General features: G+C 55.5%; 4 protein-coding genes. All 4 read left to right on the top strand.

The window, feature by feature from the left end:
• The 4 genes from IQ273_RS31980 (at nucleotide 1) to IQ273_RS31965 (ending at nucleotide 3,060) form a co-directional block, all read left to right on the top strand.
• Entirely contained in the window at nucleotides 1–111 is a 111-nt protein-coding gene (locus tag IQ273_RS31980) for a transposase (protein WP_397197044.1), read from the top strand.
• Nucleotides 112–129: 18 nt separating this feature from the next.
• The gene (locus IQ273_RS31975; RefSeq protein WP_397199151.1) at nucleotides 130–1,281 is read left to right on the top strand and encodes a Y-family DNA polymerase; all 1,152 of its coding nucleotides are present in this window, start codon (nucleotides 130–132) and stop codon (nucleotides 1,279–1,281) included.
• A gap of 64 nt (nucleotides 1,282–1,345) precedes the next feature.
• Complete coding sequence (locus tag IQ273_RS31970) at nucleotides 1,346–2,746, top strand: transglutaminase domain-containing protein (RefSeq protein WP_194027116.1); 1,401 nt, start codon at nucleotides 1,346–1,348, stop codon at nucleotides 2,744–2,746.
• A 44-nt stretch (nucleotides 2,747–2,790) separates the two neighbouring features.
• On the top strand, nucleotides 2,791–3,060 hold the full coding sequence (locus IQ273_RS31965; protein WP_228054290.1) for a hypothetical protein: 270 nt from the start codon (nucleotides 2,791–2,793) through the stop codon (nucleotides 3,058–3,060).
• Nucleotides 3,061–3,166: the final 106 nt, after the last annotated feature.

Raw genomic sequence — 3,166 nt, 5'->3', positions numbered from 1 at the left:
ATCAACACGCGTTTGAAGTTGATTAAGCGCTCTGGCTACGGATTCACTAATTTTGAGCGATTCCGCCTCCGATGCCTAATCTGCTGGCATTTTTCTCCAACCGCTGCATAGTGATCCCAGGAGAGCCCCCTGTATTCCATTCAAGACCTGGTGAACCGGGGCAAGATGCACGCCTTCTCATCAAACCCCGTGCTCTACAAAGACATGTCGCGGCGGGTCATTCAGACCCTCCAGCACTTTAGCCCCGAGGTTGAGCAATACTCTATCGACGAAGCCTTCCTGGGCCTGCACGGGTTTACCAAAGCTGACCTGGGCGACTACGGCCAGAAGATTCGCACCACGGTCAAGCAGTGGACAGGCATTCCGGTATCGGTAGGCATTGCCAAAACCAAGACCCTGGCCAAGCTAGCCGCCCAGGTCGCCAAGCGCTACCCAAACCTGAATGGAGTGCTCGACTTTGAAGCTCTAGCCGACTCAGACGCTGTACTGGCCAGCCTTGACGTGGGTGAGGTATGGGGAATTGGCAGAAACCTCAAGGCCAAGCTCAACAGTATGGGCATCAAAACCGTGCTTCAGCTCAAGCAAGCCGACGAGCGAGTGATCAAAAAGAAATTTGGCGTATTGGGCCTGAGAACCCTTTTGGAGCTGCGCGGCACCCCCTGTTTCCCGATGGAGCCCGTAGCCGCCCCGGTCACCATGCGGATTGTCTCTCGCTCCTTCGGCCACCTGGTCACTGAACTATCTGACATCAAAGAGGCGGTAGCCACCTACACCACCCGCTGTGCCGAAAAGCTCAGGGCCGATGGCCTACTGGCGGGTCACTTCACCGTCTCCATGCGTACCAGCTACTACCGCCCCGAGAACCAGTATGGTGCGGCCCGCTCTGTAGCCCTCGACCAGCCCACCAACGATACCGCTGTGCTCATCCACGAAGCCATGAGGCTAGCTGAAGCGGCATTTACGCCGGGGTATGAGTACCTAAAGGCCAAAGTCATCGCCACTGAGCTAACCCCTGTGGGCGAGGTGCAGGGCAGCTTGTTTGCGGCCCCGGTGGACAATGAGAAGCGCGATCGCCTCATGCAGACAATGGACAGTCTTAACCGTAAGCTCTGCCCCGATGCCGTCAAGTTTGGCGCGATGGGACTGAAGCCCACCTGGGCCATGCGGTCAGAGTATTTCTCCCAGCGTTATACGACCCACTGGGGGGAGATACCCTCTGTGAAGGTTTGGGAAACCAAATGCAGCCCATCAACAAGACTGTCTTACGAAACCGTCCTATAGGACAGCTAGAAAACCGGGAAACCTAAAGTGGAACTACGCTCTAGACGTTTCTCTCTGATCTGTAATGCGGTTTTTATTCCTGAAGCTGCCTGCCCTAGCGACTAGAACACTGTTCTATCTGGCAGTTTTCCTCTCCCCAGTGCTAGGCATCTGGCTAGCGTCCTCGCTGGTGGCCTACGTCAACGGCCCCAAGCTGCTGACCGTGTTCTCAGGCATCTTGCTATTTCCCTTAGTGCCCATCCTTTGGGACATGAGAGGCCGCAAAAAGCGAAAGGAACGGGGCATCCTCACCTGGGGCGATCGCATTGTCTTGAGGACGCTGGTGCTCAACCTGGCCTTCCTTTTCCTATTGCTGGCCTTGCGACCCCAGGCATCATTCCTGGCTCTATCTACCCGTGGCGATTGGTTTCTCGACGGCATGTATGGCCCAGAAGCAGAGCTGGCCCGCAAAGGACTGTTCACCGCCGCCAGAGGCCTGGAAGGGCTATATCTGAAGTTCCACGACAACCCCTTCGACCAGTACGCTGACACAACTCAGGTAAGGCCACAGCCAGCGCCCCAACCCAGACCGACAGGACAGGCTGGGCAGGGTAAAGGCTGGCCCTGGACAGATGTTGGCCTTCATCCTGCTGTGGTCAATATGCCCGCCAGTGCCGAAACCAGCATTGAGTCGGTGGCCCAGTACATTGCCAGCCAGGAGAAAGACCCCCTGCTCCGGGTCAAGGCGCTGCATGATTATGTGGCCGACCGCATTGCCTACGATGCCCCCAACTACTTTGCTGGGATCTATCCGCCCCAAGATGCTGAAACCGTTTTCCAGCGCCGGGTAGCCGTCTGTGCGGGCTACGCCAAGCTGCTCGAAGCCTTGGGACAGGCCATTGGAGAAGAGATTGTCTACCTCACGGGTGATGCCCGTACATCAACTAGCGACCTCGAAGGCCAGCTCCACGCTTGGAATGCTGCGAAGGTGAATGGCCAGTGGTACCTAATCGACCCCACCTGGGACAGTGGCTCTGTGGATCGAGCATCGGGCTTCAAAAAGGGCTATAAGACTGACTATCTGTTCCCGCCCCCAGAGGTGATGGGTATCAGCCACTTTCCCAAAGAGGAAAGCTGGCAGCTACGATCCCAGCCCATCAGCCGTGGTGAATTCCTCCGTCAGCCCATGATGAAAGCCCAGTTCTTTGCCGAAGGAATGAAACTGGTTGCCCCCATGCGATCGCAGACGGACACCAACCAAACGGCGGTAATCCAGCTCCAGAATCCCAACCAGCGCTGGATTCTCTCTAGCTATGCGCTCAAAGGAGCTGCCCAAGCTGAACACTGCACCGATGGCGCTACCCAAGGGCCGCAAATTACTTGCCCCCTGCCCACCGCTGGCACCTACGAGGTCAGCCTGTTCAGCGGCGATGAGCAGTATGGAGACTTTGGCTACGTGGGCCAGGTGGAGTTCAATCGACGCTAAACCACTGATTTTATTGACTTTCAAATAAACTCGAAGAAAGGATTATGCCGCTTTTCACTTTTAAAGACAAACAAATCGCCGCCGTTAATAGCACTCAATTTGGAACAGAAGGTATTCAGGAACGTACTGATTTACAAGTTGCACTTAGAGACAACATCGGTGTTATTTCGCCAGATACGATGGTGCTTTCTGAAGAATTCTCAGGCTGGACTGAGGGAGCACGGCGAATTGACCTACTAGGCATCGACAAGCAGGCCAACCTGGTAGTGATTGAACTCAAGCGCGATGAAACTTATCAAATGTCAAGTACATAGAGGTGACGCGACAGCTAGATTGGCGGATTGCAGGGTCTGAGAGAAGGTCAGCACCCCCGTTCATGAGCGCTGTAGCAGTGGTCGCCTTTCGAAGAACGACTGCACG

Source organism: Nodosilinea sp. LEGE 07298 (genome assembly GCF_015207265.1).
In the GTDB taxonomy this organism is placed as follows: Bacteria; Cyanobacteriota; Cyanobacteriia; order Phormidesmidales; family Phormidesmidaceae; genus Nodosilinea.
The sequence above is the reverse complement of the archived record's forward strand: the minus strand, read 5'-3'. Positions and strand labels throughout refer to the sequence as shown.

Bases quoted from the DNA above. Each gene is read 5' to 3' on its own strand.
- IQ273_RS31970 (WP_194027116.1), top strand. From the start codon at position 1,346: ATGCGGTTTTTATTCCTGAAGCTGCCTGCCCTAGCGACTAGAACACTG.
- IQ273_RS31965 (WP_228054290.1), top strand. From the start codon at position 2,791: ATGCCGCTTTTCACTTTTAAAGACAAACAAATCGCCGCCGTTAATAGC.